This is a genomic window from Opitutia bacterium (assembly GCA_016217545.1).
GTDB lineage: Bacteria > Verrucomicrobiota > Verrucomicrobiia > Opitutales > Opitutaceae > Didemnitutus.
On sequence record JACRHT010000012.1, the window covers coordinates 327,943 to 341,192 of the forward strand.

The window sequence follows — 13,250 nt, forward strand, 5'->3', positions numbered from 1 at the left end:
GTGAATTCGTGTCCATTCGTGGTTAAAAACCTGCATGCCTAACCGCCCGCTGAAACTCGCGATCACCTGCTACCCGTCCGTCGGCGGGAGCGGCATCCTCGCCTCCGAGCTCGGCGAGGAACTCGCGGCGCGCGGCCACGAAATCCATTTCATCAGCTACGAGCAGCCGTTCCGCATGCCGACGGGGCCGCGGGTATTTTTCCACCCGGTCGCGGTCAACAGCTACGACCTCTTCAAATACCCCGACTACACGCTGCCGCTCTCGGTCAAGATGGCCGAGGTCGCCCGCTCGCACGCGCTCGACCTCCTGCACGTCCACTACGCGGTGCCGCACGCCACCGCCGCCGTGCTCGCGCGCGCCATGCTGCACGAGGAGCACCGGCTGCGCATCATCACGACGCTGCACGGCACCGACACGACGCTGCTCGGCCGCGATCCCGGCTACGGTCCGGCGATCAAGCACGCCCTCGAAAACTCGGACGCGATCACCACCGTCTCCGAGTTCATGCGCACCGAGACGGTGCGGCTCCTCGGCGTCCAGCGCCCGATCGAAGTCATCCACAATTTCTTCGAGCCGCACGCTTGCTCGCACCGCCGCGACGAAGTTCGCCGCGAACTCGGCCTCGCACCCGACGAGGCGATGTTGCTGCACCTTTCGAATCTCCGCCCGCTCAAGCGCATCGACCTGATGCTCGACACCGTCGCGCTGCTCGCCCCGCGCCTGCCCTTCAAGCTCGTGATCCTTGCTGGCGCCGACAGCACGCGGCTCGCCGACGAAGTGCGCCGCCGGGGCTTGCGCGATCGCGTCGTGATCCGCGAACGCGTCAACGCCATCGAGGACTACCTGCAAGCCGCCGACCTCGGCCTGTTCACCTCGGAGATGGAAAGTTTCTGCCTCAGCATCCTCGAGCTGATGACCGTCGGCGTGCCCAGCGCGGCGTTCGCCGTGGGCGGCATCCCCGAAGTGACACGCGACGGCGAGACCGGCGCGCTCGCGCCGTTCGGCGACACCGTCGCCCTCGCCGCGAAAATCGAGGCTCTCCTCCGCGGCCCCGCGCAACGCGCCGCGCTCGGCGCCGCCGGCCGCATCCGCGCCCGCGAAAAATTCTCCGCCGCCGCGATCGTCCCGCGCTACGAAGCACTCTATCGTCGCGTCGCGCGCGGCTAGAGCCAGCGCACCTGCAAATGTAACATTGGCGCCGTTGCGACTCGTCGGGCAGACGCCACGCTGGGGGACGCCACCCGCTTCCCATGCCCGCCCAATCTCCCCGCCCCGCCGAAGCCAAGCTCTCGGCGAAGATCGCCGCCGCGGAAAAACAAGCCGCCGCCGCCAAGCAAGCCGCCAGTGACGCGAAGGCCGCCGCCAAAGCCGCGCGCAAACAATACAAGCAGGCAAAAAAAGCCGCCAAGGCGGCGAAGAAATCCCTGAAGGCCCTCCGCCTCGAGTGGCGCACGCAGCGCACCCGCCGCCCCGCCAAGCGCAAGCCCACCAAGGCCGCCGCCGCGAAACCCGCCCCGCCCGTCGCACCGCCGCCCGCCGCCGCGGCACCGGAGACGCCCGTGATTCCCGAGTCCAGCGTTGCTCCTTCCGCGCCGCCCGCCAACTAAGGGATGACATGGCGTCATCCGGCCGGAAGCAGAAACTCAACCGCAGCCAATACAAGGCTCGCGCCTCCGCGCTGCGCGAGCAGCTCGTGCAGCTCCAGCTGACGATCAAGCACGTTCCGTTCAAGGTCCTCCTCATCGTGGCCGGTCCCGAAGGCGCCGGCCGCGGCACGTTGCTCCAAACCCTCGCCGAATGGCTCGACCCCCGCGGCGTCGAGACGTTCTCGTGGCACCCGCCGACCGCCAACGAGGAAGCCCATCCGCACCAATGGCGCCTCTGGCGCGACCTCCCCGCGATGGGCCGCATCGGACTCTACGCGGGCTCCTGGTATACGGAGACGCTGCGCGAGGAAGCGCGCAACAAACGCGCGCTCGCCCACGTCGCCGCCGAAGCCGAACGCATCCGCGATTTCGAAAAACTCCTCGTCGACGGCGGCACCCTCATCGTCAAGGTCTGGCTCCATCTCTCCGAGGACGCCCAAGGCCGCCGCCTCCGCACCCTGCGCGCCGATCCCCTCACCGCGTGGCGCGTGACGGACGAGGACTGGCACCATCACCGCATCTACCGCCGGCTGGAAAAAACCGCCGCGCTCATCCGCCGCAAAACCAACCAGCCCGGCGCCCGCTGGACGACGATCGACGCGGAGGACGAACGCCAGCGCGACCTCGACGTCGGCCAGCTGCTGCTCGAACGCGTCGCCGCCCACCAGCGCGCCATCGCGGCGCTGCCGCCCGCCAGCGCGCCGAAAAAACTGCACCCGGTTCGCCCCGCCGGCCTGCGTCGCCTGCAAAAGCTCCGGCTCGATCAGGAAATGTCCGAGTCGGGCTACGACGGCCTGCGCGACAAGTGGCTCGCGCGCCTCGGTCTCGCCCTGCGCTCCGCCTTCGCGGCCCGCCGCGCCGTGGTCTTCGTGTTCGAAGGCTGGGACGCCGCCGGCAAGGGCGGCGCGATCCGCCGCCTCACCAGCGCCGCCGATCCGCGCGACTACCGCGTCATCCCGGTCGCCAAACCTACCGCCGAGGAAAAACACGCGCACTACCTCTGGCGCTTCTGGCGCGACGTCCCGCGCGACGGACGCTGCGCCGTGTTCGACCGCTCGTGGTATGGCCGCGTGCTCGTCGAGCGCATCGAGGGCTTCTGCCGCGAGGACGAGTGGCGCCGCGCCTTCGCCGAGATCAACGCCTTCGAAAAGGAACTCACCGACCACGGCGTGATCGTGATCAAATTCTGGCTGCACATCTCGCACGCCGAGCAGCTCCGCCGTTTCCGCGAACGCGAGGCCACGCCGCACAAGCGCCACAAGATGAACGCCGAGGACTGGCGCAACCGCCGCCAGCGCGACGCCTACGAGATCGCCGTCGGCGACATGCTCGCGCTCACCGACCGCCGCACGGCGCCGTGGCACATTATTCCCGCCGACGACAAGCGCTTCGCCCGCATCGAGGTGCTCAGCACCGCCGCGAAGCAGCTCGAGGCCGCGCTCGCCGGCTGAGGCTCCGCCGCCCGTCACGCAAACGTCACCCCGCCGCGCTCGACTCGGCGCCGGCCCGCCGTTTCGGCTGGTTGCGCCGATGAAGCGACTCGCGCTCCCCTTTCTCCTCGCCGCCGCGCTGCACGCCGCCGAGCCCGCCGCACTCGCCCACGCCACCGCCCTCTACGCGGCCGGCCGCTACGCCGAGGCGACCGCCTCGTTCGAGGAAATCGCGCGGCACGAGCCCGCCGCCCCCGCGGTGCTCTACCATCTCGGCAAACTCGTCCTCCACCGCCGCGACTACCCGCGCGCAGTCGAGCTGCTCGCGCGCGCCGCGCAGGCTGCGCCCAACGACGCGGCGATCGCGCTCTGGCTTGGCAACGCCCACGCGTGGTCCGCCTCCGTCGCCGAGAGCCTCGGTCCGCGCGTGAGCCACGGCCGCCAGGCGCTCGCGCACTACCGCCGCGCGGTCGAACTCGATCCCTCCAGCGTGCCCGCGCGCTTCAGCCTGATGAATTTCTACCGCCACGTGCCCGCGCTGCTGGGCGGCGGCCTGAACCGCGCCTGCGCGCAGGCCGCGGAAATCGATCGCCTCGATCCCGTCGCCGGCGCGCACGCCCGCGCGTTGCTCGCCTTTCATCAACAGAATTTCGACGCGGCGCGCGCGACGCTCCAGCAACTCCTCGCGAAAAAACCCGCCCACTACGCGGCCAATTTCCTGCTCGGCCGCCTCGCCGTCGCCTCGGGCCGGCATCGCGACGAAGGGCGCGCGGCCCTCGAACGCTGCCTCCAGCTCACGCCCACGGAGAACGACGAACCGCACGACGAGGCGCGCGCGCTGCTCGCGCAACTCGACCGTCCCACGCTCGCGGCGGCCGCCCTCACCGCGACGCGCTGAAGGGACGCGTGCGGCGCATTTTTGCCGGAATTGCGGCGATTCGGTGACGGCCGCGTGAAACCGCGGTGACGCGCACGCTTTGGCTTTGCGCGGCGCGGCGCCGCCGTCCGTAGGCTGCTCGCGGCCCATGAACGCCTCCCGTTTTTTCCCGACGTTCCCCACCCTCGCGCGTCTGTCGCAACAAACCACCGCCCCTTTCCAGGCTCTCGTGCGCACGACCGGCTACCGCCTGCGTCCGCCCCGCGCCGTGGAACACACCCCGCGTGTCACCACGCGGCAAGCGCGCCTGCTCGCCTCGGGCGTCGTCGGCCCGCAAGCCTGCGCGCAAATCCGCGTCGAGGAGCGGAGCGGTTCGTTGCCCACCATCGTCGTCGGCGGCTTCGTGCCGGACGCGACCGAGGCGTTCTATCTCCTGCGCGGCGGGCTGCTGAAATTCGGCAGCGTGTTCTATCTCAACTATCCGCGCCGCGCCTTTTCGACCGACCTCTTCATCGCGCAACTCGAGGATCTGATCGCGGAGATCGTCGCCACGCGCGGCGTCCGCCCGGCCTTGATCGCCGTCAGCTTCGGCGCCGGCCTCGTCCTCGAGCTGCTGCGCCGCGCCGCCGAGCGGGGCGAGCCGCCGCCGCTCGCCGGGCTCACCCTCGTCAGCCCCGTCGCCTGCACCGCCGACTTGATCGATATCGGCGCGCCGAAGCCCACGACGCTGCTCGGCCGCGTGCTGCTGCCGTATCTGCGCGGGACGGCCGCGCCCGACGGCGCGATCGTGGAAAAATCCCGCACCGTTTTCCTGCGCATGTTCGAGTCCGGCGCGCAAAACCGCTCCGCGCTGCGCTTCCTGCTCACGCGCGTCGAGACGCAGCGCCTGCGCGATGCGGTCGTCGGCACGATCAACGCGATCGACGCCGCCGGGGCGTTCGAGCGCGTGCGCGCGCTCAACCAGTTGCCGGCGCCCGCCGCGCCGCGCGTCCTCTTCGCCGGCCCCGCCCTCGTGCTCTACGCCGAAAAGGAGAGTTCCGTGCTCCAGGAAAACGCGCCGACGTGGCTCGAGCTCAGCCAGCGCACCACCGCGTGGCTGCCGCAGGGACGCTGCGTCGTCGTGACCAATCACGCCGACCATCCGGTGCAGCACGCGTCGCTCATCTTCCACTCGCGCAACTTCGAGCCGCACCTCGCGCAACTCTACCGGACCATCCGCCAACGCCCCGCCCACGCCGCGTGACCATGACCACCGCGCTCTCCCGCCCCGTTTCCTCCCTTTCCGGCAAACTCGCCGGCGCCATCGGCCGCCGCCTCGCCGTGCGCACCGCGCACCGGCTCGCGGCGCAAGGCGACGGCACCGCCGCGCAGGAATCCGTCTTTGCACGGCTCGTGCCCGCGCTGGCGCCGACGGCGTTCGGCCGCGAACACGGCCTTGAGGCCGGCCTGCCCTACGAGCATTTCCGCGCCCGCATCGAGCCGCGCGGCTACGAAGGATTCGCGCCCTACATCGAGCGGATGAAGCGAGGAGAGGCCGACATCCTGCACCCGGGCCGCTGCGCGCACTTCGCGGTGTCGTCGGGCACGACCGCGGGTCCCTCGAAATGGCTGCCGGTCAACGCCGCCATGCTCGCGCACTTTCGCGATGCCGGGCTCGACTCGCTGTTCTTCTACGCCTTGCGCACGGGCCGCGGCAGCGTCTTCCGCGGCCGCCACCTGTTCCTCGGCGGCAGCACGGGGCTGATGCCGGTGCCCGGCGTCACGCCGCCGATCCATTCCGGCGACCTCAGCGGCATCACGGCGCTGAACCTGCCGTGGTGGGCCGAACACCAGCTCTACGAACCGGGCCGCGAGATCGCGCGGCTGGAAAACTGGCCGGAAAAGGTCCGCGCCATCGCCGAGCGCACGTGGAACCGCGACATCACTCTCGTCGCCGGCATCCCGAGCTGGCTGCTCGTGCTCGCCACCGCCGTGCGCGAAACCGCCGCGCGCCGCGGCGGCCGCCGGCCCGAGACGCTCGCGGAACTCTGGCCCAATCTCGAATGCCTCATCCACGGCGGCGTGCCAGTGGAGCCGTTCGCGGAGGAACTGCGCCGCGCCTTCGGCGACGGCGTCCGCCGCCACGAAGTCTACCCGGCGTCCGAGGGTTTCATCGCCGCGCAGGATACCGAGAGCAGCGGCCTGCGCCTGCTCGCGGACCACGGGATTTTCTACGAGTTCGTCCCCTTCGCCGACTACGACGAGAGCGACCCGGTGCGCACCGCCGCGCGCGCGGTGCCGCTGGCGGGCGTGCGGCCCGGCGTGGACTACGTGCTGCTCATGACGACGCCCGCCGGCCTCGTGCGCTACGCGATCGGCGACCTCGTGCGCTTCGTCAGCCTCGAGCCGCCGCGCCTCGTCTACGTCGGCCGGACCAAGCTCCAGCTCAGCGCGTTCGGCGAGCACGTCATCGAAAAGGAAATCACCGACGCGCTGGCGGCCGCCTGCCGCGCGCACGGCGTGTCGGTGGAAAATTTCCACGTCGCCCCGCTCTTCCCCGCGGCGGGCACGCGCGCCGTCGGCCGCCACGAATGGTGGATCGAGTTTCGCGGCCCGGCGCCCGAAGCGGTGGAGCTGGAGCGCTTCGCCGCTGCGCTCGATCGCGAGCTCCTGGCCCTCAACGACGACTACGCCGGCAAGCGCCACGGCGGCGGACTCGACACGCCGCGCGTCCGCCCCGTCTCTGCGGGCGGCTTCGAGCGCTGGCTGAAGCGCGCCGGGAAATGGGGCGGTCAGCACAAGACGCCGCGCTGTCGCTCCGACCGCCAGGTCGCCGACGCACTCGCGCTCGCCGTGGATTTTCCCCAGCAATGAATTCATGCACGTCTACCTGATTCGCCACGCCCACGCCGAGGACGGCAAACCCGACGCCGCGCGTCCGTTGAGCGCCAAGGGCCGGAAGCAGATCCGCAAGCTCGCGCGCCTGCTGCGCGCGGCCGGAGCGATCGAGGCGGCGGAGTGGTGGCACAGCCCGCTCGTGCGCGCGCGCGACACGGCGGCGCTGCTCGCGAAACAACTCGGGCACGCCGCGCCCCGCACGGAAGTCAGCGGACTGAAACCGGATGACGACCCGACTCTCACCGCGCGCAAGCTCGGCGACGCGCGCAAGCCGGTCGTCGTCGTCGGCCACGACCCGCATCTCAGCGCGCTCGCCTCGCTGTTGGTGGTGGGCAGGGCCGAGCCGCCGCGCTTCCGCATGAAGAAAGCCGCGGCGCTGCGCCTCGATCGCAGCAGCGGCGGGTGGACCGTCCGCTGGCTGGTTTCGCCGGAGTTGCTGTAAACTCCGGGCGGTGCGTGTGGCGGGCTCCTACGAGACGAACAGGAGCACCAGCTGGATTGTGCCGGGGGCGATGAAGGCGGAGGCGAGACGACGGCCGGCGGCCGCCTGCGTTTGGACGCACGCCTCGAAGTTGGTGACGAAGTTTCCGTCGAACGTGATTTGGGTGACGTGGGTATTCATGGTGGGAAGAGGTTAGTTGAACGACTCGAGCCGCTTCTTGATCTCGGCGTCCTTTTCGAGCGCCGCGCGCATGTTCGCCACTTGCGCCGCGGTGGGTTCGGCGCGCACGAAGTCCTGGTAACTGTCGAAGCCCAGCGATTTCGCCGCTTGGTCGAATGTCTCGGTTTTGCCGCTCGGCTTCATCTGGTTGTAGGCCTTGTGCAGGGGCAGCGCGTCCTTCGCCTGCCCCGCGTCGAACTTGGGAATGGTCCCCAGCGCGCCCTGCACCGCCTTCGCGGCATTCTCATCGATCGAGCCGTCGGGCTTCTTCGCAAACAGCACCGCCGCGCCGCCCTGCTGCACGGCCGTCCGGCCGACGGCGAGGCGCTGATAGATGCCGCCGATCGCGTCCTTGGCTCCACCGCGACTGTAGTTGAGCTCCATCAGCACGTCGGTCGTGTCCTGCGCGCCGCCCGTCTTTTCGCTCGCGCCGCGATTTGTCGGCACGAACGCGATCTCGGCGCGGCTGTAGCCGAATTTCAGTTGGGGCGTGGTGTCGGCGGGAGCCTGGCCGATTTGGAGTCCGATCAGGGTGCCCGAGCCGGCGACGACTTGGTTCTCGTTGTGGACGCAGCCGGCAAGAAACGCGCCGGCGGTCGCGAGGGGAAGCACGCGGAACAGTCCGCGGAGGGAGGAGGGGATGGTTTTCATGGTGGGTGTGGCAAATCGCGCGACGTGGACGGATCGACGGAGATGGTCAGCTTTCCGTCCTTGTCCTCCTTGATCTCGAAGCGCCCCTCGGCATCCGCTGGCACGGATGTGATGCGGTAGTCGACGTAGCCCACGCCGGCGCGCAGCGTCGGTTGCGTCGCGAGGCTCACGCCCACGCCGCGCTCGCGCACCACGCGGGCGCGGGCCGCGTCCGGCGCGCGCACCGTGACGACGCCGAAGCCGATGATCAGGTAGCGCTCCCGCGACTGCGGCACGACGGCGCCCGCGGTCGAGACGCCGTCACGCGTTTGGCAACCGGCCAGCAGCAGGGAAACGAGGAAGAGACAGAGCGCGGAGTGCACGGGGCGGATCATGTCGAGGGACATGATCTCTCACGGCTCCGCGCCGCCGTTTCTTTCAACAAAGCGCCGTCCGGGTTCCGGCTCGTTCCGAACCGCCGGTGGATCGCAGGCCGGCGTCAGTAGGGTTTGAAAATCCCCGCGCGCAAGGCCCGCGGCGGTCCGCGAAATTCGGGATGCTGCCGGGAGCCGGGCGCCTCGAACAATTGCGCGAGGTGCTGGCCCAGCGCCTCATTGCTGGTGACCGCATTCTGCGCCAAGGCCTCGACCAGCCGGGCGGTGAACAGGCCGCGATTGTTTAGCGAGTAGTCGGCCTGTTCGCCGTCCCGGCAGGCGCTGAAAACCATCGTGCGCCTACCCGCGACACGCCGGCGAAACCAGAACGAGACGCGTCGGAAAAAACGCCGCGTTCGCCACCACCAACGCCTCGCCAGTGGCAGGAAGCCGTCGGGCATGGTGCCGGAGTGGCAGGCATCGAACACGCAGTAGATCGACACGCCCGCGCGAGCCTGCTTGAGCCAGGTGGCGAGTTCGTCGTCGCGGATCGCCGCCGCGAGCGGACCGGCGTCGTGGGGATAGATGAACTCGTTCGCCCCGTCCGGTTCGTCCGTGTCCGGATCTGCGACCGAATCGCCGTGCCCGCTGTAAGCGATCAGGCACACGTCGCCGGGTTCCGCGTCTAGAATCAACCGGGCAATCGCGGTGGTGATCGCGCAGCGCGTCGCCTGCTGATTCAGCAGGCACGTGCAGGTGAATCCGCGGCGCACCAGCTCCGGCGCCAACAGCACGGGATTGACGTCTGCGCCCGGCAGGTCGCCGATCCCGGGACCGGCATACTTGGACACGCCAATCAGCAAGGCTCGGCGCTGCGGCGGCCGCGAAGACGGGGAAACGGAGGGGCGATTCATGGGAGGGTAACGGCGCCGCACAGATCGATCTTTCAGCGTCGCGACGTTCTTTAAGCGAAAGATTGGCGTGGGCGAGCGCGTTACCGTAGCTATCTTCCGCCGCCGTCCCATGGAGCCCGAATCCAACCCGCCTTCCACGCTGCGCACGCGCCCGACGCTGCTGTTCCGCCTGCGCGACTGGCACGACGAGGCGAGCTGGACCGAATTCTACCGCCTCTACTACCAGTTCGTCTTCGGCTTCGCGCGCCGCGCCGGCCTCTCGCACGCCGACGCCGAGGAGGTCGCGCAGGATGTCTTCAAACGCGTCGCCGAGACGGTGCACGAATTCGAGGCCGATCCCGCGCGCGGCTCGTTCCGCGGCTGGCTGCTCAATCTCACCCGCTGGCGCATCACCGACAAATTCCGCGCCCGCAAGCCGCACGAGCGCCAGCCCGGCGCGCCGCTCTTCGACGAGTCCGACCGCACCGCCACCATCGAGCGCGTGCCCGACGGCGCCGACGTGCAGCGCGCGTGGGACGAGGAATGGCAACGCCACGTCTTCGACGCCGCGCTGGCGCGGCTCGCGCGCCGCGTGCCCGCAAAACATTTCCAGATCTTCGACCTCTACAAGCGCCAGGATTGGCCCGTGTTGAAGGTCGCGCGCGAACTCGGCGTCAACGTCGCGGCCGTCTACCTCATCAGCCACCGTCTCACCAAGCAGCTGAAGCTCGAGGTCGAGACGCTCAAGGCGCGCCTCGCCTGAGCGCGGCGCCCGCGCTGATGCAAGCCGGGGATGGACTCCGCCTCTCCAACCCGGCAAAAGCGCTCCCGGCAATGTCCCCCGCTGCCACGCCCACGCCGCGCATTCCCGACTATGAGCTGATCCGGCTCATCGGCGGCGGGAGCTACGGCGACGTCTGGCTGGCGCGCGGCATCACCGGCGCGTTTCGCGCCGTGAAGATCGTGTGGCGCGACCGCTTCCCCGACCTGCGACCGTTCGCGCGCGAGTTCGAGGGCATCACGCGCTTCGCCGCCGTGTCGTTGCGCGAGCCGTCCCAACTCGCGCTGCTCCACGCCGGCCGCGACGACTCCGCCGGGATGTTCTACTACGTCATGGAGCTGGCGGACGACACCGAGCAGGGTCGCGCCGTCGATCCCGCCCGCTACCGGCCGCTGACGCTGCGCGAGGTCTTCGCCCAACGCGGCCGCCTGCCCGCCGCGGAGGTCGTCGGTCTCGGCGTCGCGCTCGCCCGCGCCCTCGCGAGCCTGCACGCCGCCGGGCTCGTCCATCGCGACGTGAAACCGTCGAACGTGATCTTCGTCGGCGGCGTGCCGAAACTCGCGGACGTCGGACTCGTCACCGCCGCGAGCACCGAGCAGATCACCTTCGTCGGCACCGAGGGCTTCGTCCCGCCGGAAGGACCCGGCGCGCCGGCCGCCGACGTCTACAGCCTCGGCAAGCTCCTCTACGAACTCTCGACCGGTCTCGATCGGAACGATTTCCCGCGCCTGCCGGCGGAGCTGGGCGAGTGGACGGACCGCCGCGAATTTCTCGAGCTCAACGAAGTGCTGCTGCGCGCCTGCGAAGGCGATGCGCGCCGGCGTTTCACCGATGCGGGCGCGCTGCTCGACGAGTTGCTGCTGTTGCAGGCCGGCAAATCCGTGCGCCGGCTCCGGCGCGCCGAGCGGCGCCTCTCCCGCGCGCTGCGCGTCGCCGCCGCGCTCGCCGTCATCGCCGCGTTCGCCGGCACCGGCGCGTGGGTCGAGCGCCGGCGCGCCAACGTGGAGACGATGCGCCGCGCCGCGGCCGAGGCCGAGCGCGACGCGCTCGCCCGCCGCACGGTCTACGCAGCCACCCTCGCGCGCGCCCAGCGTGCGCTGGAACAGGATTACTACGGACAAGCGCGACGTTTCCTCGCCACGAGCCGCCCGCAAAACGCCGGGCCGGATCTCCGCGGCTTCGAATGGCGCGCGCTCGACCACGACGCGCTGGGCGACGAGGCGCGGCTGCTCCGCAGCGGCGGCGCGGCGGGCCTGACTGCGCGCAGCTCGCCGCGCGGCCGGTGGTGGGGCGTCAGCACGCGGGAGCCGAGCTTGTTGTTGTGGGACGCCGGCACCGGAGAGGAGCGGAAGAAGATCGCGGGCGTCCAGCTGTTCAGCGGTTTCTCCGCGGACGAAGAATGGGCGCTCGGCATCGACGACCGCTCGCGGCTGAGCCGTTGGCGCGTGGGCGACGGGCGGATCGAGTCGGCCGCCAGCGTCGGCACGCACTGGCCGATCGGGTGGACGGACGGCGCGCGCGCCGTCGCGCTCGTCCAACGTCCGCAGCAACGGCCGCACATGTTGCGCTGCTGGGATTTCGCGGCGGGCAAGGTTGCGTGGGAAGGCGCGGTGCCGCTCACGGACGACGGCACCGGCGGGGACTTTTATGGCGCGACCCTGACCGCGGACGGACGCCACTGCGCGTTGGCGCTGTTGAGCGGCCGCGCGAGCGACGCGCGCTGGCACGTGTTGGTGCTGGCGCTGCCGGACCTGCGCGTGCGCTGGAAACGCGCGCTTGAGGATCGTCCGCTGGCGTTGGCGCTCTCGCCGGATGGCGCGCACCTGTTCCTGGCGCTGGGCAACAGCCGGACGGTCTCCGCGTTCGCGGTCGATGCGCCGGACGGGAGCGCGCCCGAGTGGGAATTCCGCATGCCCTTCGCGCAACCGGAGGCGCTGGCGCTCGACGGCGCGGGAAGGCTGGCCGTCGGCGGGCGCCGTTCGAGCGTGTGCCTGATCGACGCCGGCACCGGCAAAGTCGTCGCGACGCGGCGCGGACACGAGAGCGACGTGCGCAGCGCGGCGTTCCATCCGATCAACCGCACGTTGCTCACCACCGGGAGCGGCGGGGACGTCCGTTGGTGGTCGGATCAACCGGGTCGGCCGGGCCGCACGCTGGCGGGTTTCGCGGCGCCGGCCGGCGGCGGGCGCGCGCTTTGTCTCTCGCCGGACGGCCGCTGGCTGGCCGCGACCGCGCCCGGCGCGCGCGCGCGGCTGGTGGCGCTCGACGGCAGCGGAGGCGATCGCGAGGTGGAAGGTGTCGTCGCCCCGCTCGCCTTTTCCGCCGACGGAAAATCCTGCTGGTTGGCGACGCGGCGCGGCACGCTGGAATTGGAGCCGGTGGTCGCCGGGAGCGACGCCGGGCGGCGGAGCGTGGCGCTGCCGTTCGTGCCGATCGCCGCGGCGATTTCCGCCGACGGGAAGCGCTTCGCGGCGGTGGACAAGGAAGCGCGGCTCGCGCTCGGGCCCCTCGACAACCCGGCGGCGGTGCGCGCTTTTTCCGCGCGCCACGGCTACCCGTGGTGGGTGGCCATTTCCCCGCAGGGCGACCTCGTCGCCACCGGCGGACGCGACGGCGTCACGCGGCTGTGGTCGGCCGAGAGCGGCGAGTTGGTGCGCGAGTTGCGGCCGGCGAACGCGGCGGTGAACGGCGCGTTTTCGCCGGACGGAAAATTGCTGGCGCTGGTGGAGGAATCGGGCGTGGCCGAGTGGCAGGATGTGCGCGGGCAGGCGCCGGCGCGGACATTGCTCACGAGCAGCGGCGTGTTGCAGGGGGTGGCGTTCCATCCGCGCGAGCCGCGTTTGCTGCTCGGCGGCCGCGATGGCGCGCTCCACGTCGTCGACTTGGAGCGCGCGTTGGAACTCGTGGAGTTGCGCGCCGGCTCAGGCCAGGAAACGGCCGCCACGCTGGCGCGGGTTGCGATCAGTCGCGACGGCCAGCATCTCGCCGGCTATCTCGAGGATGGCTCAATCCGGCTCTGGCACGCGCCGCGCGGAGATTAGCGCGCGTCTTCAAATGGTCATGGCGAGGCGTCCCGCCGA

The 13,250-nt window shown here is 70.7% G+C and carries 13 protein-coding genes; 9 read left to right on the forward strand and 4 right to left on the reverse strand.

Annotated elements, in window-relative coordinates; all coding sequences use genetic code 11:
• The first annotated feature begins 34 nt into the window (after positions 1-34).
• The 7 genes from bshA (at position 35) to sixA (ending at position 7,273) form a co-directional block, all read left to right on the forward strand.
• Positions 35-1,168, forward strand: a complete 1,134-nt coding sequence (gene bshA / locus HZA32_08415) for an N-acetyl-alpha-D-glucosaminyl L-malate synthase BshA (GenBank protein ID MBI5424099.1) — start codon at positions 35-37, stop codon at positions 1,166-1,168.
• 83 nt (positions 1,169-1,251) lie between these two features.
• Positions 1,252-1,608, forward strand: a complete 357-nt coding sequence (locus HZA32_08420) for a hypothetical protein (protein ID MBI5424100.1) — start codon at positions 1,252-1,254, stop codon at positions 1,606-1,608.
• 8 nt (positions 1,609-1,616) lie between these two features.
• Entirely contained in the window at positions 1,617-3,098 is a 1,482-nt protein-coding gene (gene pap / locus HZA32_08425) for a polyphosphate:AMP phosphotransferase (GenBank protein ID MBI5424101.1), read from the forward strand.
• Between the two features lie 79 nt (positions 3,099-3,177).
• Positions 3,178-3,975 carry a tetratricopeptide repeat protein gene (locus HZA32_08430; GenBank protein ID MBI5424102.1) on the forward strand — a complete coding sequence of 266 codons (798 nt, stop codon included), beginning with the start codon at positions 3,178-3,180 and terminating at the stop codon, positions 3,973-3,975.
• A gap of 127 nt (positions 3,976-4,102) precedes the next feature.
• Positions 4,103-5,197: an alpha/beta hydrolase gene (locus tag HZA32_08435; protein ID MBI5424103.1), complete on the forward strand. Its 1,095-nt coding sequence runs from the start codon at positions 4,103-4,105 to the stop codon at positions 5,195-5,197.
• A gap of 2 nt (positions 5,198-5,199) precedes the next feature.
• Positions 5,200-6,807: a GH3 auxin-responsive promoter family protein gene (locus HZA32_08440; GenBank protein MBI5424104.1), complete on the forward strand. Its 1,608-nt coding sequence runs from the start codon at positions 5,200-5,202 to the stop codon at positions 6,805-6,807.
• A 4-nt stretch (positions 6,808-6,811) separates the two neighbouring features.
• Positions 6,812-7,273 (forward strand): phosphohistidine phosphatase SixA, encoded by a 462-nt coding sequence (sixA, locus tag HZA32_08445; protein MBI5424105.1) that lies wholly within the window; start codon positions 6,812-6,814, stop codon positions 7,271-7,273.
• 27 nt (positions 7,274-7,300) lie between these two features.
• Here sixA and HZA32_08450 read toward each other — a convergent pair whose 3' ends face one another.
• The 4 genes from HZA32_08450 to HZA32_08465 all read right to left on the reverse strand — a co-directional run bounded on the left by HZA32_08450 (position 7,301) and on the right by HZA32_08465 (position 9,410).
• The gene (locus HZA32_08450; GenBank protein ID MBI5424106.1) at positions 7,301-7,453 is read right to left on the reverse strand and encodes a hypothetical protein; all 153 of its coding nucleotides are present in this window, start codon (positions 7,451-7,453) and stop codon (positions 7,301-7,303) included.
• 12 nt (positions 7,454-7,465) lie between these two features.
• Positions 7,466-8,143 carry a hypothetical protein gene (locus HZA32_08455; protein MBI5424107.1) on the reverse strand — a complete coding sequence of 226 codons (678 nt, stop codon included), beginning with the start codon at positions 8,141-8,143 and terminating at the stop codon, positions 7,466-7,468.
• A complete protein-coding gene (locus tag HZA32_08460) occupies positions 8,140-8,529 on the reverse strand; it encodes a hypothetical protein (GenBank protein MBI5424108.1) in 390 nt (129 codons plus the stop codon). Before HZA32_08460 ends, HZA32_08455 begins: the two co-directional genes overlap by 4 nt.
• Positions 8,530-8,621: 92 nt before the next feature.
• Positions 8,622-9,410: a caspase family protein gene (locus tag HZA32_08465; GenBank protein ID MBI5424109.1), complete on the reverse strand. Its 789-nt coding sequence runs from the start codon at positions 9,408-9,410 to the stop codon at positions 8,622-8,624.
• A gap of 109 nt (positions 9,411-9,519) precedes the next feature.
• On the opposite strand from HZA32_08465, the gene HZA32_08470 reads away from it, so the two are divergent.
• Positions 9,520-10,152, forward strand: a complete 633-nt coding sequence (locus tag HZA32_08470; protein MBI5424110.1) for a sigma-70 family RNA polymerase sigma factor — start codon at positions 9,520-9,522, stop codon at positions 10,150-10,152.
• A gap of 71 nt (positions 10,153-10,223) precedes the next feature.
• Positions 10,224-13,211 carry a hypothetical protein gene (locus HZA32_08475; protein MBI5424111.1) on the forward strand — a complete coding sequence of 996 codons (2,988 nt, stop codon included), beginning with the start codon at positions 10,224-10,226 and terminating at the stop codon, positions 13,209-13,211.
• Positions 13,212-13,250 lie beyond the last annotated feature (39 nt).